This is a genomic window from Cobetia sp. SIMBA_158 (genome assembly GCF_046566945.1).
Lineage (GTDB): Bacteria > Pseudomonadota > Gammaproteobacteria > Pseudomonadales > Halomonadaceae > Cobetia > Cobetia amphilecti.
In genome coordinates, this window is the sequence record NZ_JAWJYL010000001.1 from 379,794 (window position 1) to 396,054 (window position 16,261).

At 63.4% G+C, this 16,261-nt stretch carries 18 protein-coding genes; 15 read left to right on the top strand and 3 right to left on the bottom strand.

The features are described from left to right. Positions 1-24: 24 nt before the first annotated feature. A complete protein-coding gene (locus R2R70_RS01635; RefSeq protein WP_410977040.1) occupies positions 25-1,092 on the bottom strand; it encodes a LysR family transcriptional regulator in 1,068 nt (355 codons plus the stop codon). A gap of 131 nt (positions 1,093-1,223) precedes the next feature. On the opposite strand from R2R70_RS01635, the gene R2R70_RS01640 reads away from it, so the two are divergent. The 6 genes from R2R70_RS01640 (at position 1,224) to R2R70_RS01665 (ending at position 6,593) form a co-directional block, all read left to right on the top strand. Continuing rightward, the gene (locus R2R70_RS01640) at positions 1,224-2,429 is read left to right on the top strand and encodes a multidrug effflux MFS transporter (protein WP_410977041.1); all 1,206 of its coding nucleotides are present in this window, start codon (positions 1,224-1,226) and stop codon (positions 2,427-2,429) included. 172 nt (positions 2,430-2,601) lie between these two features. Next, positions 2,602-3,510, top strand: a complete 909-nt coding sequence (yegS, locus tag R2R70_RS01645; protein ID WP_410977042.1) for a lipid kinase YegS — start codon at positions 2,602-2,604, stop codon at positions 3,508-3,510. 163 nt (positions 3,511-3,673) lie between these two features. Then, complete coding sequence (locus R2R70_RS01650; protein WP_410977043.1) at positions 3,674-4,126, top strand: NfeD family protein; 453 nt, start codon at positions 3,674-3,676, stop codon at positions 4,124-4,126. 140 nt (positions 4,127-4,266) lie between these two features. Continuing rightward, positions 4,267-5,292 carry an SPFH domain-containing protein gene (locus R2R70_RS01655; RefSeq protein ID WP_410977044.1) on the top strand — a complete coding sequence of 342 codons (1,026 nt, stop codon included), beginning with the start codon at positions 4,267-4,269 and terminating at the stop codon, positions 5,290-5,292. 73 nt (positions 5,293-5,365) lie between these two features. Next, positions 5,366-5,824 (top strand): nucleoside deaminase, encoded by a 459-nt coding sequence (locus R2R70_RS01660; protein WP_373456560.1) that lies wholly within the window; start codon positions 5,366-5,368, stop codon positions 5,822-5,824. Positions 5,825-6,044: 220 nt separating this feature from the next. Then, positions 6,045-6,593, top strand: coding sequence for a hypothetical protein (locus R2R70_RS01665; RefSeq protein ID WP_410977045.1), 549 nt, complete (start codon positions 6,045-6,047; stop codon positions 6,591-6,593). A gap of 259 nt (positions 6,594-6,852) precedes the next feature. Here the strand turns inward: R2R70_RS01665 and R2R70_RS01670 are convergent, their stop codons facing one another. Further along, the gene (locus R2R70_RS01670; protein ID WP_043335501.1) at positions 6,853-7,056 is read right to left on the bottom strand and encodes a cold-shock protein; all 204 of its coding nucleotides are present in this window, start codon (positions 7,054-7,056) and stop codon (positions 6,853-6,855) included. 247 nt (positions 7,057-7,303) lie between these two features. On the opposite strand from R2R70_RS01670, the gene R2R70_RS01675 reads away from it, so the two are divergent. From R2R70_RS01675 to R2R70_RS01710, 8 genes are all read left to right on the top strand, one after another. Continuing rightward, on the top strand, positions 7,304-8,143 hold the full coding sequence (locus tag R2R70_RS01675; RefSeq protein WP_043335503.1) for an isopenicillin N synthase family dioxygenase: 840 nt from the start codon (positions 7,304-7,306) through the stop codon (positions 8,141-8,143). A gap of 218 nt (positions 8,144-8,361) precedes the next feature. Then, the gene (locus tag R2R70_RS01680; protein ID WP_043335505.1) at positions 8,362-8,787 is read left to right on the top strand and encodes an NINE protein; all 426 of its coding nucleotides are present in this window, start codon (positions 8,362-8,364) and stop codon (positions 8,785-8,787) included. A gap of 127 nt (positions 8,788-8,914) precedes the next feature. After that, positions 8,915-9,340, top strand: coding sequence for a hypothetical protein (locus tag R2R70_RS01685; RefSeq protein ID WP_043335507.1), 426 nt, complete (start codon positions 8,915-8,917; stop codon positions 9,338-9,340). Further along, the gene (locus tag R2R70_RS01690) at positions 9,340-10,053 is read left to right on the top strand and encodes a ZIP family metal transporter (RefSeq protein WP_410977046.1); all 714 of its coding nucleotides are present in this window, start codon (positions 9,340-9,342) and stop codon (positions 10,051-10,053) included. The genes R2R70_RS01685 and R2R70_RS01690 overlap by 1 nt, the downstream gene beginning before the upstream one ends. An 87-nt stretch (positions 10,054-10,140) precedes the next feature. Continuing rightward, on the top strand, positions 10,141-10,725 hold the full coding sequence (locus tag R2R70_RS01695; protein WP_043335511.1) for an exopolysaccharide biosynthesis protein: 585 nt from the start codon (positions 10,141-10,143) through the stop codon (positions 10,723-10,725). A gap of 300 nt (positions 10,726-11,025) precedes the next feature. Beyond that, a complete protein-coding gene (locus R2R70_RS01700) occupies positions 11,026-11,670 on the top strand; it encodes a LysE family translocator (RefSeq protein WP_043335514.1) in 645 nt (214 codons plus the stop codon). Between the two features lie 67 nt (positions 11,671-11,737). Beyond that, positions 11,738-12,274: a hypothetical protein gene (locus R2R70_RS01705; protein ID WP_410977047.1), complete on the top strand. Its 537-nt coding sequence runs from the start codon at positions 11,738-11,740 to the stop codon at positions 12,272-12,274. A gap of 113 nt (positions 12,275-12,387) precedes the next feature. Then, entirely contained in the window at positions 12,388-13,470 is a 1,083-nt protein-coding gene (locus R2R70_RS01710) for a hypothetical protein (RefSeq protein ID WP_410977048.1), read from the top strand. Between the two features lie 141 nt (positions 13,471-13,611). Here R2R70_RS01710 and R2R70_RS01715 read toward each other — a convergent pair whose 3' ends face one another. Continuing rightward, the gene (locus R2R70_RS01715; protein WP_410977049.1) at positions 13,612-15,594 is read right to left on the bottom strand and encodes a transglycosylase SLT domain-containing protein; all 1,983 of its coding nucleotides are present in this window, start codon (positions 15,592-15,594) and stop codon (positions 13,612-13,614) included. A 274-nt stretch (positions 15,595-15,868) separates the two neighbouring features. Between R2R70_RS01715 and R2R70_RS01720 the strand changes: the two genes are divergently transcribed. After that, positions 15,869-16,207, top strand: coding sequence for a YkvA family protein (locus R2R70_RS01720; RefSeq protein ID WP_107335278.1), 339 nt, complete (start codon positions 15,869-15,871; stop codon positions 16,205-16,207). Positions 16,208-16,261 lie beyond the last annotated feature (54 nt).

Here is a 16,261-nt window from a genome sequence, read left to right on the forward strand (position 1 = left end):
TGGCGAATTCACAATGGGGCCATTCTAGAGCTCAGCGGCCTCGGCGTCTTCCCCATGCGCGTTGCGGATATGCGTCAGCAGGGACTGTCGCAACCAGCGGTGCCCGGGGTCCTGCTCGTGGCTGGCATGCCAAATCAAGCGGTAGCTGAGCGCGGGCAGGCGCATCGGTAGCTCAAGGATCGCCAGCCCGTGCAGCTCGCTGCTGGCCTGGGCAAAGCTTCTGGGCGCGCAGAACACCAGCTCGCTGTGCGCGACGATGCTCAGGGCATCGCGGAAATCCGGCACCAGCACGCTGATGCGGCGTGGTGCGCCGTGCTGCTCCAGCCGCTCATCCAGCGACCAGCGTGAGCGCCCCTCGCAGGTGGCCTGGACATGACTCAAGGCCGCGAATTCACTCAGCGTCATCGGTGTCTGGCGCCGCGTGAGCGGATGATCACGCCGCACTAGAATCACATGGTCGTCGCGCCACAGCAGGCGCGATTGGAAGCCAGCGGGAAGGGCAGGCGGCTCGCCCGGGGTCTCGGCGCTGTGATCGTGTCCGGCAAGCCCGATATCCAGCTGGCCCTTTTCCATCAGGCTCAGGCAATCGGCCTGCCAGCGGCTGATCTCGAGGCTGCCATGCGGCAGCGCATCGGTCAGTGCCCGCGTGCAGGACGGCATCAGGGTCGCCCAGGCGCTTTCCAGCACCGCCAGCTGAAAGCGCCGCTGGCTGGTAGCGGGAGTGAAGGTGGCAGGGGCGCTCAGATTCTCGAGACGCGAGAGCAGCTCGGCCAGCTCGCCACGCAATGACAGGGCCCGCGCCGTGGGGCGCAGACCATGGCGTTCGCGAATGAAAAGGGCGTCATCAAACATCACGCGCAGGCGTGCCAGACTCTTGCTGACGGCAGACTGCGAGAGATGCAGACGGCCCGCCGCGCGCGTCACGCTGCACTCTTCCAGCAGTACCTGCAGCACCTGCAGCAGATTGAGGTCGATGCGCGTGTTGAAGGGCGTGGCCGCTGGCGCTGAGCCCGAAGACGCAGGCAGTAACGACGCGGCTGGATACTGGGCGCCAACCGGCCTTGCGGGTGCCTGCGGGGCTGTCGCGCTCATGAATTTCTCCAGTGGAATATCAGGCCTGAAATAATATCATTTTGCTTCATAAGTCGCAGGCGCTAGGCTCTGCGGATTCTTGATGGCCCCTCTGTCGGGCCGCCCTTGGCTTCTGACTCTCGAGATTATCCATGTCCGTGTCTTCCTCTGCTGCCGCAAGGCCCATGCCCAACGCACGACTATTGCTGTTGCTGCTGGTCGGCTGCGTGATGTTTTCGCCGCTGGCGATCGATATCTATCTGCCCTCACTGCCGGCGATGGCGCGTGAATTCGCCCAGCCCACCGATGTGATGCAGATGACGGTGACGCTGTTTCTGGGCGCTGTGGGTGTCGGGCAGATTCTGGTCGGCCCGTTGACGGACCTCTACGGACGACGTCCGGCGCTGTTGGGCGGCGCGACGGTCTACCTCGTCGGCGCGATGGTCGCCGTGCTGGCACAGGACATCAGCATGCTGTATCTCGGGCGTATCCTGCAGGGGCTGGGAGCATGTGCCACGGTGACGGTGGCCTTCGCGGCCGTGCGTGACTGCTACACGCCGGAGCAGGGCGCCAGGATGTACAGCTATCTGAATGGTGCGCTGTGCATCATTCCGGCGCTGGCGCCGGTGCTGGGCGGCCTGCTGGCGGTGCAGTTCGGCTGGCGCTCCAACTTCCTGTTCATGGTCGCCTTCGCGCTGTGCGTCGGCCTGATGGCGTGGAAGAGCTTTGGCGAGACGCGTCCGGCCACGACGGTCGTGGAGCGTCCGCTGTACAACTGGGCGCGCTACCGCCCCGTGTTGACCAGCTGGCGCTTCCTGTATCAGGCGCTGGTCGCGATGGCCGCGATGAGCGCCATCCTGCTGTATGTCTCGTCGTCCTCCGAGCTGCTGGTCGAGCGCCTCGGTCACTCCGAGCTGGTTTTCAGTGCCCTGTTCGGCGGCAATGCCGTGATCAATATCATCACCTTCTTCTTCGCACCGCGCGTGATCACGCGCCTCGGCCGTCAGCCCACCGTGCGTCTGGGGCTGGCGATCATCCTGCTCTCCGGCCTGATGCAGGGCGCGGCCTTCGCTTGGCTGCCACTGTCGGCCGCTGCCTTCATGGTGCCGGTGGCAGTGCTGTCAGTCGGCTTCTCGTTGGCGCTCGGGGCGGCATCAAGCCTGGCGCTGGAGGCCTTCGCTGAGCGTGCCGGCACCGCGGCGGCGCTGCTCGGCAGCATCCAGCTCGGCGGTTCGGCAGTGGTGGCGACGGCGCTGCTCAATACGCCGCTCGCCCCTCAGCAGGGCCTGCTGCTGATCAGCGTGGTGATGGTGCTGCCCTTGCTGCTGTTGGGCGCGCGACGTCAGCCGGGCGTCTAGTCGGTATGACTGGCCGGTGAGACTGCGCGGTGCGACTGCCCAGGGCGACTGGCCGGGCATGAGGGATTCGCTGGCTGACAACCGCGGCGGGCCGCAGGGCAGAGATGGTTCATTGAAGGCACCTGACCAGAGTATGCTTGTCGCTCGATCCGCATGTCGCCAAGGAGGCACCATGGAATCAGCGGCGCGTGTGCGCGTGATACTCAACGGGGACAAGGCTCAGCAGCCGGAGCTGCGTGAGGCCATCTTCGCTCAGCGTGAGCGTATGGCAGGGCTTGAAGTGCGGTTGACCTTCGAGGGTGATGATGTCGCGAGACTTGTGCGCGAGGCGGTCGATGAAGGCGTCACGCGGCTGGTCGTTGGCGGCGGTGACGGCACCCTCAATCTGATCGCCAATGCATTGATGCAGCATCCACTCGCGAAGCGTCCGGAAGTCGCGATCCTGCCGTTGGGCACCGCCAATGACCTGGCGACCTCGCTCGGCATCCCCGAGCCGGTGACGGAATCGCTGGCGCTGGCCTGTGAAGGCGCGGCGCGGGCCGTCGATGTGGTGCGGCTGGATGAGGCCTACTTCCTCAACATGGCCTCAGCAGGTTTCGGCGCCGAGGTGACGCGCTCGACGCCCGGTGGCCTCAAGAAGCTGTTCGGTGGCGGGGCCTATTCGCTGATGGGTGTGCTCAAGGCGTGGGACTTCCGTCCCTATCGTGGCAGCGTGACCCTCAACGGGGTGGAGGAGGAGCTGGCGTTGTTCGTGCTGGCGATCGGCAATGGTCGTCAGGCGGGCGGCGGTCAGGAGCTGGCGCCTCGGGCGCTGCTCGATGATGGTTGCTTCGATGTGCTGGTGATCCGCGACTTCCCCATCGCGCGGGTGGGTGAGGTGATCGAGGAGCTGGAGTCGCTCCCCGACAACGGCCATTTCGTGCGTTATGTGCGCACTGACTCGCTGCACTATCGGGGTGAGGCGCTGCCGGTGAATCTCGATGGCGAGAGCTACCTGATCGAGAACAGCGAATTCCAGCTGATTCCCGGCGCTCTGCGTCTGGTCGCCCCGCAGGGCGCCGCCCTGCTGACACACTCATGAGCCCGCAGATGGGCCATTGAGCGCTGGCTGAGCCATGTGGGCTGGCTGGTACACGAGCGCAGTCTGAGGTTTACTCAGGCTGCGCTCGTTGCGTTGGTGGCAGCGTATTCTTCCAATCTCTCGGCCGCGCAGGGCGGGAGTCAGGACCTCAGGGAGTGATTGCATGGTCGGTTTGGCGGCGTGGCATATCTGGGTCATCCTCGCGTTGATTCTGGCGGGGCTTGAGCTGCTGGGCGCGCAGTTCGTGCTGCTGGCACTGGGTGTCAGTGCCCTAGGGGGCGCTCTGGCGGCGGGGCTGGGGGCGGGGCTAAACATCCAGTTGATCAGCGTCGCGATCACGGCCCTGGTGCTGGTGCCGCTGTTCGTGCGCAAGATCCATCCCTATCTGTTGCCCAGGACGCCCTACGGTACCCTGGGCAGCGGCGCGGAAACCGGGCAGCTGGCCAAGGTGATCATCGGCAACGGCGGCAAACCTGCCGTGCGCGTGTCAGGCAATGAGTATCCGCTACGCTGGGAGGGGGAGACGCCGCCGGCAGCGGGGGACACGGTCAGGATCGTCAGCGTCGAAGGCATCACCGTCTGTGTCGAGCCTGTCTCGAAGGAGTCTGTGGAGTAGCGACTGTCTCGAAAGGAGGTGACACAAAGACGCCATGAGGTCGCGGCTCGACGGCGCGGTCGTGGTGGCAGCGGGTCAGGCGTGATCGGATATCTCACAAGGGCTTGCGGATACGGCCCAGTTCAAGGGAGTTGAGCAATATGATTATCAGTCCGGGACTCATCATCATTCTTTTCATACTGGCGCTGGTGGTAATCCTGCTGGCCAAGGGATTGATGATCGTCCAGCAGTCAGAAGCCGTCGTCATCGAACGCCTCGGCAGCTATAGCCGCACACTGGAATCCGGCGTGAATCTGGTGATTCCGTTCATCGACAAGCCGCGCTCCATCACCATTCGCCGTTATCGTGAGGTCAAGGGCGACAACCTGCCGCTGGTGGTGGAGGAGACGCGCATCGATCGCCGCGAGACGGTGATGGACTTCCCCGGCCAGAGCGTGGTGACGACGGACAATGTCACCGTGACCGTCAACGGGGCGCTCTACTTCCAGATCGTCGATCCCAAGCGCGCCGTCTATGAAGTCGAGAACTTCACCCAGGCCGTCGAGGTCCTGGCCAAGACCAGCTTGCGCTCCGAGATCGGTCGCATGGAGCTCGACAAGCTCTTCGAGAGCCGCAAGGAGGTCAACGACGCCTTGCAGATCACCATGGATGAAGTCGGTGACAAGTGGGGTGTCAAGGTGACGCGTGTCGAGATCCAGGACATCAGCATGCCCGAGGAAGTCGAGGACGCCATGCGACTGCAGATGGCGGCCGAGCGCAAGCGTCGCGCCACGGTGACCGAGGCCAATGGCCAGCGCGAAGCTGCCATCGCGACCGCCGAGGGCGAGAAGCAGTCTTCGGTGCTGCGCGCCGAGGGTGACAAGCAGGCCGCGATTCTGCGCGCCGAAGGTGAGCGTCAGGCCATCTATCAGCTGCGCGATGCCATCGGAGCGGAAGACCCGCAGCTGGTGGTCGGCTACATGCTGGGCCAGAAATATCTGCAGGTGCTACCGGACATGGCGCGCGAAGGTGATCGCGTCTTCATTCCCTACGAGGCCTCTGCCTTGCTCGGTGCCATGGGCAGTTTCCGCGAGCTTGCCACTGAAGTCGGCGAGCCCACCAATGCCAGCAATGAAGGGCTGAGACGCGCCCGTCAGATGATGACCGGCGAAGCGGGCCTGAGCTGAGTGTATTGTGCCGAGCAGTGAGTGGCAGTAGGCTGCCGCTCCACTGAATATTCACCGCATCTGGAGCAAGACGATGACAGCAATGACTACCGATCATGAGCGCTTCCTGCAGGCCGCCATTGAAGAGGCGGAAAAGGGCTATGCGGCTGGCGGCGTGCCGATCGGCTCGGTACTCGTCCATGATGGCAAGATCATCGGTCGTGGCCACAATCAGCGCCAGCAGAAGGGCAGCACGGTGTTGCATGGTGAAATGGATGCACTGGAAAACGCCGGTCGCCTGCCGGCCAGCGTCTATCGTGAATCCGTGCTCTACACCACGCTGTCACCGTGCCCGATGTGCAGCGGTGCCATCCAGCTCTACGGTATCCCGCATGTCGTGGTCGGTGAGAACCACACCTTCATGGGCGCGGAAGACCACCTGCGTGGCCTGGGCGTCAAGGTCGATGTGGTCGACAACGCGCGCTGCCGCGAGCTGATGGCGACCTTCATTCGCGAGCAGCCGGACGTCTGGAACGAAGATATCGGTGAGTGATCGCGGCGCGGTTGTTGGTGGTAGCTGATGGAAAATGGTGTTCGTTAACACTATTCTGCTGTGAAAAGGGCGGAATGCTTGAAAAGCTGTCGGTCTGGCACCATGTCTTGGGTATCAGGCGCCAAGCCACGCTTTCGCTTGCATGACTACACGACCTTTGTTGCAATGCCACTTGCAGGAAACAGGGGCTGGCAACTCCCCACCTATCATGGAGAAGACGATGAAACTCAAGCAATGGATGATTCCCGCACTGGCCGCTGGCCTGTCTCTGGCCATCGCTGGTTGCGATAACGGCGATACTGACAAAGCTGCCCAGAACGCCGAGACCTCTGCCGAGCAGAGCGCCGAGCAGGCTGAACAGAGCGCCGATCAAGCGACTGACGCCGCTGCCGAGAAGATGGACGAGGCAGCTGACGAAGCGGCCGTAGAGATGGATGACGCTGCTGACAAGGCCGATAACATGGCTGACGACGCTGCCGAATCTGCCGATGCCATGGGCGATGAAGCTGCCGCCGAGAGCGAAAGTGCCCTCGACGCGACCAAGAACGCTGCTTCCGAGACCTATGAGTCCGCCAAGGAAGGTGTCAACGACGCTGCTGACGCCACTGCCGATGCTGCCAAGAACGCCTATGACTCCACCAAGGAGCAGGCTGCCGAGCTGACCGACTCCGCTGAGCAGTCTGGCGACAACGCTGCTGCCGAAGCGAACGAGAAGATCAACGCTGCGCAGCAGGATGCCAACGAGTCCATCGACGAAGCGCAGCAGTAATCATTGGCCAGCGAATGCTGGCGTGATGCCTGTCGCAAGCCGTGTCACTGGCTGAGTGTGAGTGACATGGCCGCCGATACAAGAACGCCGCGCCCCTTTGGGTCGCGGCGTTCTTGTTGCTGGCGACTCTTCGATAAGCGTGAGTCAGGCCAAGGCCTGGCCACAAAAAAGCCCGCCGGAAGGCGGGCTTTTCCATGACTGTCTTGCTGCCATCATCAGAGCGCCGGTGAGGGCGGCCTGACCAGGCTGATCGAGAAGATCAGACCGGCTTGATGTTTGCGGCCTGAAGGCCTTTCTTGCCCTGGGTGACGTCGAAGGAAACCTTCTGACCGTCTTGCAGGGACTTGAAGCCTTCTGCCTGAATTTCAGAGAAGTGCGCGAACAGGTCGTCGCCGCCGTCGTCCGGAGAAATGAAGCCGAAACCTTTGGTGTCGTTAAACCACTTGACTGTGCCAGTTGCCATGATTCTTTCCTTGCTTACGAGATGATGTTGGTGGTCTGCCCATCAGACCAGAGTGCGTTGGTGCGGCTAGGGGGAATTCCACCAGAGAGACGCGTTGCGTCCAGCGACGACATCCTTTCCTGCTTGACCTACGCATGCAGCCTGGGCTGCACGTGCTCGCTTCCATTCGAACAGAAAGTTGTCGTATTGGCGACTCCTTCCGGCTCAAGTAGGATGCTCACACAGAGCCAACATAGATGGAAATGCCATGAAGGTCCAGAACGTAGATTACCGCTCGGCCGATGCAGCCGAAAAATTTGTCGAATCCCTGCGCACGACGGGCTTCGGTGTCATCCGCAATCACCCGATCTCTCATGAATTGGTCGAGAAGATCTACGCCGAATGGGCCGAATTCTTCTCCAGCGCCGACAAGCTTGACTGGCGTTTCGACCCCAAGACCCAGGATGGACTCTTCCCGGCAGATGTCTCCGAGACCGCCAAGGGCCATACGGCGCGTGATCTCAAGGAGTATTACCACATCTACCCGTGGGGCAAGATTCCGGACAGCCTGCGCGAGAATGCCATGGAGTATTACCGCCAGGCCGAAGCCTTCGCGGCAGAGCTTCTGAGCTGGGTCGAGGCCCATTCACCTGCCGAAGTGGCCGAGCTCTACCGTGAGCCGCTCTCCAACATGATCAAGGACAGCGGTCAGACGCTGCTGCGCGTGCTTCACTACCCGCCGATGACCGGCAGTGAAGAGCCGGGCGCCGTCCGTGCCGCGGCGCATGAAGACATCAATCTGCTGACCGTGCTGCCGGCAGCCAACGAGCCGGGCCTGCAGGTGATGGACGTCAATGGCGAATGGATGGACGTGCCCTGTGATCCGGGTCAGCTGGTCATCAATGTCGGCGACATGCTCCAGGAGACCAGCGGCGGCTACTTCCCGTCGACCACGCACCGCGTGATCAACCCGACCGGCGAGGGCTCCAGCCAGTCACGCCTGTCGCTGCCGCTGTTCCTGCATCCGCGTCCCGAAGTGGTACTGTCTGACAAGCACACGGCGGACTCCTACCTCAAGGAACGTCTGCGCGAGCTGGGCGTCATCTAGCGTCGGCTGCGGCCTGGCTTTCGTTCCCGGCCTGGCTTTCGCTCCCGGGGCCGATGAAGAGACACCTGCTGATCCGACGCCATCCGCGCCAGTGCGCGGGTGGCGTCGTCGTTTCCGGGCGTGGCCTCTGGCGGCAGAAGGCTTGATTCATCGGCGCCAAGACCGCATTGACTGTATTCGCAATCATGATCTGCCGCATCGCGGCTAAGGCTTCACTGATGACCACATCGCCTGTTGTACAGGACACGCATTCCAAGACCATGGGCTATCTGCTGTGGATCTTCGGTTTCCTCGGCGCGCACCGTTTCTACTATGGCAAGCCGGTCACCGGCACCATCTGGCTGTTCACCTTCGGGTTGCTGGGCATCGGCTGGTTGATCGACCTGTTCCTGATTCCGGCGATGGACCGCGAGGCGGACTTCCGTTTTCGCGAAGGCCCGATCAATTACTCGCTGAGCTGGATTCTGCTCACCTTCCTGGGCGTGTTCGGCATCCATCGCATGTACATGGGCAAGTGGCTGACCGGCTTGCTCTACCTGTGCACCGGCGGGCTGTTCTTCATCGGCGTGCTGTATGACTTCTGGACACTCAATGACCAGATATCGCTGCGCCATGCCGAACAGGCGCCGGCCACCCAGCGCTAGAGATCATGTCTGCGTTGCATCCAGCGGGACGGAAGTGACGTAGCAGGAAAGGCAGTGCCGAGTTTTCGCATGTTCTAATGTGCTGGGGCTCGGATGTTTTCATCAACATGATGACAAGGAAGTGAACATGATCTGGTTGAAAGCCTTCATCGCCGCCTTTCTGGCGACTCTGATCTTCCATCAGGGCCTCTTCGGGCTCTTCTATCTGGCCGATATCCTGCCCAAGGCGCCCTACAACATGACGCCTACCGGGCCGCTGGGCGTCCCGTCAGTGCTCTCGCTGGCCTTCTGGGGCGGGTTGTGGGGCCTGCCGCTGTGGGCATTGGTGCGCCGCAGAACGGGCGTCAGCCATTGGCTGATCAGCCTCGTCTTCGGTGCAGTCGGCCCGACGGCCGTGGCCATGCTGGTCGTCTTCCCGCTCAAGGGAATCGAGGTTGCGCCACTGATGGTGGTCGGTGGCCTGATCCTGAATGGCGCCTGGGGCGTCGGTACCAGTCTGTTGATGCGTGTGCTGGGTGCGCGACCGAGTCCTGCAACCCCGACGACAGCATGATGGCATCGATTCCGTGGACCATGGTGGCGCTCGCCTGGGCTGCCGGTTTGTGCATGCCGCTGGGTGGCGTGATCGCCCAGCTGGAGCGCAGCCACGAGAGTCACGTCAAGCGCAGCTGGCTGGCGGGGATCACCGCGCTCGGCGGCGGCATTCTGTTGGCCGCCGTGTCGCTGGTGCTGGTACCGCATGCCATGCAGGCGCTGTCCATCGCGGCGCTGTTGGGGCTGTTTCTGATGGGTGCGCTGATCTTCATGCAACTGGACCGCTGGCTGGCGCGCGGTGGCGGCGCCAAGGGCCAGTTGCTGGCGATGCTGATGGACTTCATCCCCGAGGCGATCGCACTGGGCGCACTGGCCTCTGCCTCTCCCGCCGCGGCGATGCTGATGGCACTGTTCATCGCGGTGCAGAACCTGCCGGAAGGCTTCAATGCCTACCGTGAGCTGGAAGGGGCCGGGCTGACGGCGCGTCAGGGGCTCGGGGCCTTCGTGCTGCTGTCTCTGCTGGGCCCGCTGGCGGCATTGGCCGGCCATCTGTGGCTTGCGGATGCGCCGGGCGTGCTGGGCGGACTGATGGCCTTCGCCGCCGGCGGCATTCTCTACCTCGTCTTCCAGGACATTGCGCCCCAGTCGCGGGTGGCGCATCACTGGTCACCGCCGTTGGGCGCCTCGCTGGGGTTCATGATCGGCATGCTGGGCGATCGCCTGGTCGGCTGACGATTCACCGTGGCGGGGCGGCACCAGCTGCCTCGCCACGGCTCGAGACCTTCACACCCTCCGTCATCTTCCCGATAGGGAGCTCGCATGAGCAAGCACGCCAATGAAGGCAACCTCACGGGGTTGCTGGAAGAGCTGGACCGCGAGATCGAAGGGGATATCTCGCTGGGCGACATTCTGGAGCACTTCAACTCCCGGGGCTTCGGTCCCTTGCTGGTATTGCCTGCCTTGCTGGTACTGCTGCCGACTGGGGCGATCCCCGGCGTACCGACGACCTGCGCGCTGTTCATCGTGCTGATCGCGGGTCAACTGTTGCTGGGGCGCAAGATGCCGTGGTTGCCACGCCGACTGGCGCGCTTCAGTTTCGAGCATCAACGCCTGACCCATGGCGTCGAGCGGGCAAGGCCCTGGACGCGACGCCTCGATCGTCTGCTCAAGCCACGCTTGAGCTTCATGACGCGAGGCATTGCCTATCGCGGTATCGCGGCGCTGACCATCCTGCTGGCCACGGCCATGGTGCCGCTGGAGCTGGTGCCCTTCGCCGCGGCCTTGCCGGCAGCGACCTTGCTGCTGCTGGGACTGGGGCTGATCGGGGAGGATGGCCTGGTCATCCTGCTGGCCTTGTTGGTGCTGCTGCTGGATATCGCCACGGGGTTCTGGTTGGTAGGTTGAAGGCTGCGTTGGTCGCTCAACAGCGACGCAGCGTATTTTAGGAGTCGAGGCTCGTATCCTTGATGACGCGAGATGGCTTCTGCATGCCATCAGCTGCGGGCTCATGAGAGCGCTTGCGCCGTTGTGTAGCAACGCAGTAAGACAAAAGACTGAAGTGCACCATTCAGAGGCAAACCAGGCTGTCATCTTGGTGTGGATGGCTTTGCAGGCTGGCCGTGCTCGCCTAGACTGGTCGCCTGTTCAGTGCCATGGGGGCACGAATTCGGCTACTGAAGCGGGTCTGTCGCAAGGACGTTCGTCATGTTTGATTTCATCCAGTTCGATGCTGCCTTCTGGTCCTTCGTGGTGGCCATCACCTTGCTGACGGTCACGCCCGGGGTCGACACCCTGCTGGTGATTCGCAATACCTCGCGCGGCGGTCTGCGTGACGGCGTGCTGACCAGTCTCGCGATCTGTGCCGGTCTCTTCGTGCACGCGCTGGTGTCGTCGGCGGGCATCTCGCTGATCCTGTTGCAGTCGGCATGGGCGTTCTCGGCCCTCAAGCTGGTCGGGGCGGGCTATCTGATCTGGTTGGGCATCAAGAGTCTCAAGAGTGCGCGGCGCGCACGCGGGCTGAATGTCGACGTCAGCGTGACACGGCAGCAGGTATCGTGCTGGCTGCCGCTGCGTGAGGGCTTCCTGTCCAATGTGCTCAATCCCAAGACGGTGGTGTTCTACATGGCCTTTCTGCCGCAGTTCATCGCGCCGACCGACCCGGCCGTGCTCAAGTCATTGTGGCTGGCGGGTGTCCACTTCGTGATCGCCAATCTCTGGCAGATCAGCGTGGCGCTGATGGTCGGTGGTGCAGGGCGTTGGCTGGCAAGGCCGCGGGTCGCCTGCTGGATGGAAGGCATCACCGGGTCCGTCATGGTGCTGCTGGGGGCACGGCTGGCGCTAGGCCGCTAGGGATGAGCGGCCACTGCCAACATCGCAACGGAGCGCATGGGATGACGGTTCGTATCCTTGATGACACATGGATCCTGTGACATTGACACTGGCGGCCTTTCTCAAGGTCGTCACGCACCTGGAGGCTCGGGATATCAGTGATGTCTACGATTCCCGCGTACAGCAGGTACGGGTGCTTTACTACGGTTACACCATCGACTTCCGCCACCAGCTGTGGCGCATCGATGATGAATCGGTCTGTGCACATCTGGAAAAGACCGGTACCGCCGTCGAGCAGCGCGAGTGCTCGCGCATGGCCAGCCGACTGTTCGTCGAGACCTGCCATGCCTTGCAGCGCCGGGGGCGGGCGGCGCATATCGACACCCGCACCATGTATTGCAAGGCCGCAGCGACCTTCAAGCCCCGGCGCGACCCCTATGCGGGCATGACGCCGGCAGAGCGCAAGGCGCGCAAGGCGCTGGAAGCGGCGCATCGAGAAGCCGAGCAGGCCTGCAACCGCTACGTGCTGGATGCCCTGTCCTCGAACTCTCTGAAGATCCTGCGTCTGCGGCAACGCTACTGCGACAAGAGCAATCGATTGGCAGCACGGCTCGAACAACAATGATGCCCGGGCCGGTGCTCATGCCTGCCCGAGCCAACGACAGCAGCGGCACAGTGCTGCATTCATGACATGAAGACCGGCCCATCAAGGCTGGCATTGGCAGGGAACGCAATCGGATGAGTCTTTCACATACCCTTCGTCGCCGTCTGGGTGGGTTGAGTGCCGTGGTGCTGGTGGTCGCCGGGATAGCGGCCTGGCTGTACGCCGTCGATGAGGGGCGCTGGGTCGGTCGCGTGACCACGCGCCCCGAAACGCTGAATCTCGAGTCGGTGGAGCAGGGCAATCTGCCGGTCAATCAGTTCGTCTCGCTGCGCAATCACTGGGCGGTCTATCGCGAGCACACCGAGACCTTCCGCCTCGATGCCAGTGCAGACGGGGGGCGCCGCATCGAGACGCTCTATTATCCAGTCATCTCTGACATGAACCCCTATCTACTGGAGCTGGCCGGGCTGTCACGCGCCTTCGGCGGCATTGATGGCATCCCCTCGGAAGAATGGCCGCGCATCGAGCGCATGGGCGTGCTGGTGCGAACCGACTCCGTGCAGAGCCTGGAAAACGTGCCGCCGCTGATCGAGTTCCCCGATGGCCTGTTCGGCACCGTGTTGCACGCCGAGACGGACCTGCCGGGCGATGAGCGCTCCCTGCTGGCCGAGCGCTGGCCCGACATCGATCTGTCGCGTGTGATCATCATCAATGCCGGCCACCGCCCCGGCAATGTCTGGGCGATGATCGTCTATGGCGTGCTGGGAACGCTCTGCTGGACACTGGCGGTCTGGCTGATGGTGCGAATGATGCGTACACCGCGCGTCATGCGCTCCCAGCCTCTGGCCTATTCCGGCCGAGCGGCATCGGAGCCGATGGTGTCGCAGGCATACCCGGGCAGCGAGGCTGAGGGCGAGGGGGCGTCTCAGCCCTATGCGGCTCGCTCCCATGCGGCATCCCAGCCCTATGCGGAATCTCAGTCCCATGACGACGCACCACAGCCCCAGGGCGCTCCCGGCAAGCGCCAGGGCTGGCGTGGCAAGGGCAAGGGGAGCGATGAAGGGCGGCCCCTGAGCTATGCCGAGGCGCTGGGACGGTATACCCCTCAGCAGAAGCCGCCGTTCGGCAATGGCGTGGCTGCCTCGCGACCGGGAGAAGCCAAGGGCGAGAGCCAGTCCGGGTCCTCGCCCGCCATTCGTCCACGTCGCGATGACTGACTGAACGAATGGCTGAAAGAATGGCTGGAAGAATGGCTGAAGGGCGCAATGAGCTCTGATGCCATGGGCCCTGATGCCATGAAAACGAAAACGCCAGCCCCAAGGGGCTGGCGTTTTCGTTGCTGGATGCTGCTGCTCGGCTCAGCGGCGATCCACCAGCGCGGTGGTGTAGCGCTGGCTGACTTCGCGGTCGCTGACCACCTTGACACCTTCGCTGGTGCCCTTGGCCAGGCTTTCGAAGATCACGCGGTAGGCCAGTACGGCCTTGACGTATTCGCGGGTCTCCTTGAAGGGGATGCGCTCGACGAAGCGGTCGTATTCGCCCGGGGTGTCGGCGAGCCAACGATCGACGCGTCCCGGCCCGGCATTGTAGGCCGCGGCGGCGGCCAGGCGGTTGCCTGAGTAGCGGTCCAGCATCTCGCGGATATAGGTGCTGCCAAGACGGATATTGGTGACCGGATCACCCAGCGCCGCGTTGCTGGGCGTGGGCAGGCCCAGGCCGCGACTGACCTGAGCGGCGGTGCCCGGCATCAGCTGCATCAGACCGCGTGCGCCCACCGGCGAGGTAGCGGTGGGGTTGAAGGCGCTCTCGCGACGCGCGAGTGCCATCAGCATCCACGGGTCGACGCCAGCATCGGCACCGAAGCGCTGGAAGTCCTGCTGCCAGGCCGGCGGGAAGCGCCATGAAAGGCCATCCCACAGCTGGCCGCGGATGGTGGCGAAGACGGTCAGGTCATACCATTTCTGCTGCAGTGCATAGGCTGCGAGACGGCGAGCATCGGCGTCATCCGCCTGGGTGACGGCGTTGAACCATTCGGAGCGTGCCAGACCGATCTCATCGATGTTCATCAGCGCTCTGACACGCTTGACGGCCGGCGTCTCGGCGACCTCGGCCAGTTCCGCGTCGGAGAAGTCCTGGTCATCGCGATTGAGCGAGTAGGCCTGGCCGATACGGTCGGCGGCCAGGAAGCCGTAGAAGTTGCGCTCGGTCGCGGCGCGCGTCCAGGCGGCGCGTGCTTCCTGCGGGCGGCCCAGGCTGTCATCGGCACGCCCCAGCCAATACTGGTAGCGGGCTTCGTTGCGGAAGCGGTCCGGCATCTTCAACACCCATTCACGCACCTGCGGCCAGTCGCCATCGCGCACCGCGTTGCGCATGCGCAGATCGAACAGCTCCTCGTCATCGAGGATGGTCAGGCGCTGATCGACCCAGCCGCGGTTGTTGGGGATGTCGCGCACCAGTGAATACCAGGCCAGGTCGCGCTCGACGGTGTGGCGCTGTTCATCACTCATCGGCATGTGCGGATTCACCTTGCGCCAGGCTTCCAGCGCGGCCTCGGTGTCGGCACGCACGAAGCCATGCATGGCGGCGACGCTCAAGGCGGCGAAGGCATGGCCGCCGTGACCGAGGTTGGTCGGCAGGCGCGTGATGGCGGCAAAGTTGCCCTCCAGCTGTTCGCGTGCCGCGATGGCCCGCTGCCAGCTGCTGGGCAATTGGCGCTCGAGATAGCTGACCATGCCACCCTGGCCGGCAGCCCAGGCGAGCATGGCGCGCTCCCAGATGGCTTGATCATCGATCACGCCACGCTCGCGCAACGCCGAGAACAGCGGATCACAGGCCGAGTCCTGCGAGCCGGACACATGCCAGAGCTTCAGGCCGCCTTGCGATGCGCTCGCGACATCATTGCTCAGCTGGGCCGTGTAGTAATAGCACTGGCGCTGCGCACCCGCCGGCACGCCATCGCTGACTTCCAGCAGGGCATCATGACGGCCGGTACGCCCGTAGGCGGAGATCGCCTGGCCTCGCATCCACTCGGCCAACGGCGAGTCTGCATGACGCTCGATGAAGGACAGCACTTCCGCGGCGGTGGCGTACGGCAGGCGGGCCTTGAGCTGGTGATACTCGATGTAGCCCTCCAGCACGTGGCCATTGACGGCGACCTGCTGAATCTCGTCAAAACGCTTGGCGCGCGCATCATCGAAGGCGGCGCGGAAGCTCTGGTCACTGGGAGTGGCGGCCTGCAGGGGCAGGCTCAGTCCCAACAGCAGGCCTAGGCCGGTGAGTTGCCGCAGCGCCGCGAAGCGACGGCTGCCACGGGATCGGAGTGTTTGCTTGCCTGGTGTCACCTGGGACTCCTGCGACTGTCGGTAAAGGGGGCGTGGACTGGCTGCGACCTTGTGGTGGCGGTTCAGTGCCCCGATGTTGAACAAGTGCCCCGATATTGGCTATCAGGGGTTGCCGATTCAGTAACGATAGTGGCTATCGTGGCAGTGGTCGGCGCTGAATAACAGCACCATCTGATACTGATAGTGAATTATCCGAGAGTGATATCGCGGCTGTGCTGCCGCGATGATGGCAAGCTCAGTGAATGAAATTTGTGCTACCCGTGAGGAGTCCACTATGGGCAAGGCATTATGGTTGACGCGATTGTTTGGCCGCCGACATGTGCTGGGCAAGGCAGGCGCCGCCTTGCGCACCATGGGGCCCTTGCTGCGCGACGTGGTGAGCGGACGTTATCGCCCGGTGCCGTGGAAGGCGCTGGGGTTGGCGGCCGGTGCCTTCATCTATCTGGTCTCGCCGCTGGATCTGATCCCGGATCTGCTGGTGGGGCTGGGGATTCTCGATGATCTGGTGATCGTGACCTGGTTGCTCGGCAAGCTCGATGATGCGCTGGCCGACTATCGCCTGTGGCGTGGCGAGATTCCCGAACCTGATCCCTCCGAGCCGCCGACTCCCTGAAGGCGTGCAGCGTGGAAACCCCATTCCTCTACCAGCCCTGATGCTGGCACTGGC

Coding starts and splice junctions, on each gene's coding strand:
- R2R70_RS01635 (WP_410977040.1), bottom strand. CDS start 1,092: ATGAGCGCGACAGCCCCGCAGGCACCCGCAAGGCCGGTTGGCGCCCAG.
- R2R70_RS01640 (WP_410977041.1), top strand. CDS start 1,224: ATGTCCGTGTCTTCCTCTGCTGCCGCAAGGCCCATGCCCAACGCACGA.
- yegS (WP_410977042.1), top strand. CDS start 2,602: ATGGAATCAGCGGCGCGTGTGCGCGTGATACTCAACGGGGACAAGGCT.
- R2R70_RS01650 (WP_410977043.1), top strand. CDS start 3,674: ATGGTCGGTTTGGCGGCGTGGCATATCTGGGTCATCCTCGCGTTGATT.
- R2R70_RS01655 (WP_410977044.1), top strand. CDS start 4,267: ATGATTATCAGTCCGGGACTCATCATCATTCTTTTCATACTGGCGCTG.
- R2R70_RS01660 (WP_373456560.1), top strand. CDS start 5,366: ATGACAGCAATGACTACCGATCATGAGCGCTTCCTGCAGGCCGCCATT.
- R2R70_RS01665 (WP_410977045.1), top strand. CDS start 6,045: ATGAAACTCAAGCAATGGATGATTCCCGCACTGGCCGCTGGCCTGTCT.
- R2R70_RS01670 (WP_043335501.1), bottom strand. CDS start 7,056: ATGGCAACTGGCACAGTCAAGTGGTTTAACGACACCAAAGGTTTCGGC.
- R2R70_RS01675 (WP_043335503.1), top strand. CDS start 7,304: ATGAAGGTCCAGAACGTAGATTACCGCTCGGCCGATGCAGCCGAAAAA.
- R2R70_RS01680 (WP_043335505.1), top strand. CDS start 8,362: ATGACCACATCGCCTGTTGTACAGGACACGCATTCCAAGACCATGGGC.
- R2R70_RS01685 (WP_043335507.1), top strand. CDS start 8,915: ATGATCTGGTTGAAAGCCTTCATCGCCGCCTTTCTGGCGACTCTGATC.
- R2R70_RS01690 (WP_410977046.1), top strand. CDS start 9,340: ATGGCATCGATTCCGTGGACCATGGTGGCGCTCGCCTGGGCTGCCGGT.
- R2R70_RS01695 (WP_043335511.1), top strand. CDS start 10,141: ATGAGCAAGCACGCCAATGAAGGCAACCTCACGGGGTTGCTGGAAGAG.
- R2R70_RS01700 (WP_043335514.1), top strand. CDS start 11,026: ATGTTTGATTTCATCCAGTTCGATGCTGCCTTCTGGTCCTTCGTGGTG.
- R2R70_RS01705 (WP_410977047.1), top strand. CDS start 11,738: ATGGATCCTGTGACATTGACACTGGCGGCCTTTCTCAAGGTCGTCACG.
- R2R70_RS01710 (WP_410977048.1), top strand. CDS start 12,388: ATGAGTCTTTCACATACCCTTCGTCGCCGTCTGGGTGGGTTGAGTGCC.
- R2R70_RS01720 (WP_107335278.1), top strand. CDS start 15,869: ATGGGCAAGGCATTATGGTTGACGCGATTGTTTGGCCGCCGACATGTG.